The organism is Streptococcus oralis subsp. dentisani, assembly GCF_002096335.1.
In the GTDB taxonomy this organism is placed as follows: domain Bacteria; phylum Bacillota; class Bacilli; order Lactobacillales; family Streptococcaceae; genus Streptococcus; species Streptococcus oralis_Z.
In genome coordinates this window covers 201,315-208,350 of record NZ_NCUW01000026.1, presented here as the reverse complement: position 1 = coordinate 208,350, position 7,036 = coordinate 201,315, and the positions used below count along the sequence as shown (strand labels likewise).

The following is a 7,036-nucleotide window of genomic DNA, read 5'->3' as shown; positions in this document are numbered from 1 at the left end:
GAGCGTATCTGCTTCAACGAGTGCCTCAGTAAGTGCTAGCACGTCAGCGAGTGCGTCTGCTTCAACGAGTGCCTCAGCATCAGCAAGTACCTCAGCGAGTGCGTCTGCCTCAACGAGCGCGTCAGCATCAGCAAGTACGTCAGCGAGCGTATCTGCTTCAACAAGTGCCTCAGTAAGTGCAAGCACATCAGCAAGCGTGTCTGCTTCGACAAGTGCTTCAGCATCAGTAAGCACTTCAGCAAGCGCGTCGGCTTCAACAAGTGCTTCAGCATCAGCAAGCACAAGCGCATCAGAGTCAGCAGGTAAGACTAGACAGCAATTGCCGAATACAGGTACAGAAGCTTCCGAATTATCCGTGCTTTTAGGAGCTTTAGCAGCAGTTACAGGTATTGGATTGGTTGCGAAACGCCGTAAACGTGATGAAGAAGAGTAAGATAACCTATAAATTTAGGCTAAACTAACTCGTGCACGTAAATCATAGAAACCCCTTGAAAAATTAGAATTTTCAAGGGGTTTTTACTATTATATAGCTGAAATTTTGACTAAAAAATTGTATAATAAATATAAGGAGAAAATCGCTAGTGGATGATAAAATAACGGTCATTGTACCGGTTTACAATGTGGAAAGCTATCTAAGAAAATGCCTAGATAGTATTATTGCTCAAACATATAAAAATATTGAGATTGTTGTCGTTAATGATGGTTCTACGGATGCTTCAGGTGAGATTTGTAAAGAATTTTCAGAAATGGATCACCGAATTATCTATATAGAACAAGAAAATGCTGGTATTTCTGCCGCACGAAACACCGGTCTGAATAATATGTCTGGAAATTACGTAACTTTTGTTGACTCAGATGATTGGATTGAGTCAAATTATGTAGAAACCCTATACAAAAAAATAACAGAGTATCAGGCTGATATTGCAGTTGGGAATTACTATTCTTTCAACGAAAGTGAAGGAATGTTCTACTTTCATATATCAGGAGACTCCTATTACGAGAGGGTATATGATAATGTTTCCATATTTGAGAACTTATATGAATCCCAAGAAATGAAGAGTTTTGCTTTGATATCTGCTTGGGGTAAACTCTATAAGGCAGGATTATTCGAGCGGTTGCGCTTCGACATAGGTAAATTAGGAGAGGATGGTTACCTCAATCAAAAGATTTATCTGTTGGCAGAAAAGATTGTTTATATCCATAATGGAATCTATTCTTATCGCATCAGAAATAATAGTTTGTCCAGATCTTGGACAGAAAAGTGGATGCATGCCTTGGTTGATGCTATGTCTGAACGTATCACTTTATTAGCTAGTCTAGGATATCCTTTAGAAAAACATTTAGCTATTTATCGTCAGATGTTAGAAGGGAGTCTTTCTAATGGGAAGGTCAGTGGCTTAGAAGAAACTTCCACCTATAAAGAGTTTGAGGCAAAAAAATATCTACTAGACAAGCTTGAAAAAACTAAGAAAATACAAAAGAAAGCCATTGTCCTAGCAGCAAACTATTCCTATGTAGACCAAGTAATGACTACTATCAAGTCTATCTGTTACCACAATCGCTCGATTCGTTTTTATCTGATTAATAGCGATTTTCCTAATGAATGGATTAAGCAATTAAATAAGCGCATAGAGAAGTTTGATTCAGAAATTATCAATTGTAGGGTGACATCCGAGCAGATTTCAAGGTATAAGACAGATATTAGTTACACTGTTTTTTTACGCTATTTTATAGCTGATTTCGTGCAAGAAGACAAGGCCCTCTACTTGGACTGTGATTTAGTTGTAACGAGAAATCTTGATGAATTGTTTGCAACAGACTTACAAGATTATCCTTTGGCTGCTGTTAGAGATTTTGGAGGTAGAGCCTATTTCGGTCGGGAAATCTTTAACGCAGGTGTTCTCTTAATTAATAATGATTTGTGGAAGCAAGAAAGTATGACTCAAAGGTTGATTGATTTGACCAATGAATGGCATGATAAGGTTGATCAGGCGGATCAGAGTATCTTAAATATGCTTTTTGAACATAAATGGTTGGAATTGGATTTTGATTATAATCATATTGTCATTCATAAGCAGTTCACTGATTATCAGTTGCCTGTAGGTCAGGATTATCCTACTATTATTCATTATCTTTCCCATAGGAAACCGTGGAAAGATTTGGCGGCACAAACTTATCGAGATGTTTGGTGGTACTACCATGGGCTTGAATGGACAGAATTAGGACAAAATCATCATTTACATCCATTACAAAAATCTCACCTTTATCCGATAAAGGAACCGTTCACTTGTCTCACCTATACAGCCTCAGACCATATTGAACAAATTGAAACATTGGTTCAATCCTTACCAGAGATTCAATTTAAAATTGCAGCACGAGTATTGGTCAGTGACTCCTTGGCGCAAATGGTTCGGTATCCGAATGTCACCCTCTATTCAGGAATCAACTATTTAGTTGATTTGGATAGAGAGCTAAAAGAGGACTGTCAAGTTCTTTTGGATATCAATCACGGGGAAAAGACGGAGGAATTTTTAGAATATTTTACAGAAAATGGAAAACCTGTCTTGGCTTTTGAAAATACTAAAACGATAGACATGGGACAGCTAACGTATCAGACGGATCAAGTCGGAGATATGATTGAAAAACTGAAAGAATTTGCGAAAGGATGGTTCTAAAGATGATTGGCGATGCTTTGATTTTAACTGTTAGTGACCAGATTGAACACTTGCTGTATCTCTTGGACCAGCTCCCACAAGTTTGTTTTCATATTGCAGCTCCCGTTGTATTTTCAGATAGAATGTTAGAATTACAATCAAAGGGAAATGTGCGCTTACATACAGTAACTGATGAAGCTAGTCTTTCTTTTTTGATGAGAGTTTGTGATGTGTTACTGGATATCAACCATTATGAAGAAGTAGATCAGGTGGTGGCACGGTTTTCTCAGGCTGGTAAGAGAGTTCTTGCTTTTGATAATACTGTGCATGGTCAACAAGGACAAGAATGCTATTCTTCCTCTACTCCTCAAGCAATGGTTGAAGCGATTTTAGATTGTTTGAATCAGCCTCATATCACCGTAAATGACTTGGACCGTATTTATCAGGAAGGCATATGGAATTCCTTTGAGATAGGTTCCTCAGCTAGTCTATGTGTCGCTCAGAAGGTTACTTGCCGTAATTTTGAGAGTTTTCAACTACCTGCTGGAAAGCTTATTCTTTATGAAGGAGTCTTTTTGAATAACTACTGTAGTATAAACTGTATTGACCGCATCGAAATCGGATCTGGAACCATGATTGGAGAAGGTGTCCGTTTTTATGACCATGATCATACTTATACAGCAGAAAGGATTGAAAAGTGGGAGTGGAAGATGGCTCCCATAATGGTGGGGAAGGATTGCTGGATTGGTAGCAATGTAACCATTTTGAAAGGTGTTCGAATTGGTGATAATACTGTAATTGGAGCCGGTTGTTTGATACGCCAAGATATTCCTGCAAACAGCATTGTCTACAATAACGGAGATATCCTGATCAAGCCAAGAAAATAGTTAAAGACTAGAAAGGTCAATATGAAACTACATCTAACGAATCTATATGGGATGGCGGGAGACAGCACAGTCATCTTAGCCCAGAATGCAGTCCAAAATATTGCCTCAACTTTAGGTTTTCGTGAACTAGGAGTTTATTTTTATCCTATCACAGCAGATAGCAAGTCTGAAATGAACAAACGCATAGATGGCATTATGTCGAGTGTTTCTATCGGGGATATTGTTGTTTTTCAGTCACCTACGTGGAATGGTGTTGAGTTTGATCGCTTATTTATTGATAAACTTAAAGACATGCAAGTTAAGTTGGTTCTTTTTATTCATGATGTTGTTCCCCTAATGTTTGATAGCAATTATTATCTTATGAAGGATTATCTTTATTTGTATCAGCAGGCAGATGTATTGATAGTGCCTTCGGAAAAGATGAAGAAACGATTGCTTGAGGAAGGGCTAGAAAATCCCAAAATACTGATCCAAGGGATGTGGGACCACCCTCATTCTTTAGCCCTCTATAAGCCAATCTTCAAAAGGGAAATTTTCTTTGCAGGAAGTTTGGAACGCTTTCCAGGATTGCTAAATTGGTCCCACCCAATCCCCTTGAGAGTCTTTTCAAATCAACCAATCGGAAAAAATCAAGCACCAACTTTTATAGTAGAAGGCTGGAAACGAGATGAGGAACTCCTTTTAGAGCTTTCAAAAGGAGGATTTGGTTTGGTATGGGGGACTACTGAAAATCCAGGAGAAAATAGAGACTATTATGGAATGAATCTTTCTCATAAAGTTAGTACTTACTTAGCTGCTGGAATTCCTGTTATTGTTCCCAAAAATCTTTCAACGATGCAGTTTATTGTTGAACAGGGCTTGGGTTTTGCGGTTGAGACTCTAGAAGAAGCGAGTCAGCTTGTCTCATCCATAACTGAAGAAAAATACTGTGATATGACAAGGCGTATCGAAATGTTTAGTTATCTATTAAAAGAGGGATATTTTACGAAAAAAATCTTGGTTGAGGCTATTTTTCAACTGGGAGTAAGGTAGGAAAAACAGATGAAGAAAACAATCGTAATGGCAGGAGACTGTCACTATCTATCTCAATTAGAGACGACATTAAAATCAATTTTCTATCATAATAAAAATATAAATGTCTATGTTCTAAATCAAGATATCATGCCAGACTGGTTTCGAAAACCAAGAAAAATAGCGCGTCTTTTAGGGGGCGATGTGATTGATGTAAAGTTACCTCAGGGCAATATTTTCCAAAATTGGGGGACTCAAAATCATATTAGTCAGATAGCCTATGCTCGTTATTTTATCCCTAGCCTCATTGTAGAAGACAAGGTGTTATACTTGGATAGTGACTTAATTGTCAATGCTCCTTTGGATGACTTGTGGGAAATAAATCTAGGAGATCAGTTATTGGCAGCTGTCATGGATACAGATGGTGTCACCTTTAATACGGGTGTTATGCTGATCAATAATGCCAAGTGGAGAGAGGAAAATCTAGAGGACAAACTGGTTCAGCAAAGTCAGTTTATGCAAAAAGAGATAGAAGAGGGACGCTTTTTAGATTTTAATGGAGATCAAACGATTATTAACCAGGTGTGTAAAGAAAAATGGCTAGAGTTGGATCGTTCCTTTAATCTTCAAGTGGGACATGATATTGTTGCCTTCTATAACAACTGGAAGGGGCATTTAGAAGAAGTTCAGTCTCCGGTGATTATCCATTATACGACCTATCGAAAACCATGGACAACTTTAATTGCAAATAGATATAGAGAGTTGTGGTGGCAGGTACATGACATGGAATGGACTCAAATGTTTCAACACCACTGGGGAGAATTTCAACTAAACTCATCCAAGAGAGAGACTTTCAGTTGTTTGATTGTGACAAATTCACAAGAATTAGAAGTCATTCACCAATTAGTTGTCAGTCTTCCAGAAATCACTTTTAATATTGCGGCTTGGACGGACATGGGAGAAAAATTACTAACCTTATCCGTTCATGAAAACGTCCGCCTATATCCTCAAGTAGTTCCGCCTGTTTTACATCAATTAGAAGAAAAAGCTAATCTATATTTAGATATCAATCATGGGCAAGAGGTTCAGTCAGTTTTAGAAAAAATGCAAAAAAATGATGTGCCTATTCTTTCTTTTTTGTCAACCAAACATGGAGAATACGGCCAAAGAGTAGTGGATTCTCTAGCTGGGATGATAGAATCGATTCAAGATTATCAGCAAAATGGTAGATTTACGAAAAATTTAGAACCTCAATTTCACGCTTTGACCTTTACAGCCTCTCAAGAACTGGAAGGTCTAGGAAATTTGGCAACCGAGTGTCCTGAAATCGCTTTTCACATCGCTGCTTGGACGGATATGGGCTCAAAACTATATGCATTATCTCAGAAACATGAGAATATTTATCTGTATCCTGCCATCTCTAGAGATGAGTTTGAGAGACTTAAAAACCAGATGGATGTCTACCTCGATATTAACTTGGAGAATTCGACAAGTGATATTGTGGCAGAAATTGCAAGTCTTTCCAAACCAATGTTAGCTTTTTATAAATCTCAAAACGGCTGTCATGGTCAACGATTGTATTCTAGCGAACATCCAGAACAGATGCTGGCAGACCTTCGATTGATGCTGGCAGGAAATGCTTTAAAAGAACAGAGTAAGTTTCCCGAAGTTAAAGGGATTGATGCAACCCTTGACTATGTTATTAAAAATAATGCTTCTTTGATCCGTTTTGGGGATGGGGAAATCAATCTCCTTGCAGGGCATTCAATCCCTTATCAAGATTATGATGAAGAATTAGTAAGTACAATGAGAGAGATTATTTCTCTTCCCTCTAGCGAAGACACCGTAATATGTCTACCAGATATCTTCCAGAATCGCTTTATTTTTACTTGGTGGGCTATTGATTTTTGGAAAATTCATTTGGATCACTATGCGGATTTTTATCAATCTTTGTCTAGTGATTCCTGGTATGGATCGACCTTTGTTTCACGCCCGTATATTGATTTTGAAGATAAAACGCAAGCAAACGAGCAATTTGCTAAGCTGAAGTCTATATGGAAGGGACGTGATCTTCTCTTGATAGAAGGTGCAACTTCACGTTCGGGTGTAGGGAATGATCTCTTTGCTGATGCTAAGTCGATTCAGCGAATCATTTGCCCGTCACATAGTGCTTATTCACGTGTTGACGAAATCGAAAAGGAAATTTATAAACACGCAAATGGACGCTTGATTCTCTGTATGCTGGGTCCTACTGCTAAAGTACTGGCCTATCGCCTAACGAAAAACGGCTATCAGGTACTTGATATTGGTCATATAGATTCTGAGTATGAGTGGATGAAGATGGGAGCAAAAACCAAAATCAAATTCAACCATAAGCATACTGCGGAGTATAATTTTGATCAAGATATTGAATTTATCGAAGATGAAACCTATACAAGCCAAATCGTGGCTGATTTATCAAAATAATGTTACATAAAGGAGAGA

At 38.1% G+C, this 7,036-nt stretch carries 6 protein-coding genes; 5 read left to right on the top strand and 1 reads right to left on the bottom strand.

Features of this window, described 5'->3' with window-relative positions; genetic code table 11:
- Nucleotides 1–282 (bottom strand): hypothetical protein (locus B7709_RS10310; RefSeq protein ID WP_275655630.1); only part of this gene is annotated, 282 nt, incomplete at its 3' end.
- Between the two features lie 37 nt (nt 283–319).
- On the opposite strand from B7709_RS10310, the gene B7709_RS10305 reads away from it, so the two are divergent.
- From B7709_RS10305 to B7709_RS02535, 5 genes are all read left to right on the top strand, one after another.
- Complete coding sequence (locus tag B7709_RS10305) at nt 320–433, top strand: LPXTG cell wall anchor domain-containing protein (RefSeq protein ID WP_275655629.1); 114 nt, start codon at nt 320–322, stop codon at nt 431–433.
- A 148-nt stretch (nt 434–581) separates the two neighbouring features.
- Nucleotides 582–2,675, top strand: a complete 2,094-nt coding sequence (locus B7709_RS02550; RefSeq protein WP_084971404.1) for a glycosyltransferase — start codon at nt 582–584, stop codon at nt 2,673–2,675.
- A 2-nt stretch (nt 2,676–2,677) separates the two neighbouring features.
- On the top strand, nt 2,678–3,541 hold the full coding sequence (locus tag B7709_RS02545) for an acyltransferase (protein ID WP_239822492.1): 864 nt from the start codon (nt 2,678–2,680) through the stop codon (nt 3,539–3,541).
- A gap of 21 nt (nt 3,542–3,562) precedes the next feature.
- A complete protein-coding gene (locus B7709_RS02540; protein ID WP_084971401.1) occupies nt 3,563–4,573 on the top strand; it encodes a sugar transferase in 1,011 nt (336 codons plus the stop codon).
- A 9-nt stretch (nt 4,574–4,582) separates the two neighbouring features.
- Nucleotides 4,583–7,018 (top strand): SP_1767 family glycosyltransferase, encoded by a 2,436-nt coding sequence (locus B7709_RS02535; RefSeq protein ID WP_084971399.1) that lies wholly within the window; start codon nt 4,583–4,585, stop codon nt 7,016–7,018.
- Nucleotides 7,019–7,036: the final 18 nt, after the last annotated feature.

Excerpts from the sequence above, each read along its gene's own strand:
- B7709_RS02545 (WP_239822492.1), top strand. The coding sequence starts at position 2,678 with ATGATTGGCGATGCTTTGATTTTAACTGTTAGTGACCAGATTGAACAC.
- B7709_RS02540 (WP_084971401.1), top strand. The coding sequence starts at position 3,563 with ATGAAACTACATCTAACGAATCTATATGGGATGGCGGGAGACAGCACA.
- B7709_RS02535 (WP_084971399.1), top strand. The coding sequence starts at position 4,583 with ATGAAGAAAACAATCGTAATGGCAGGAGACTGTCACTATCTATCTCAA.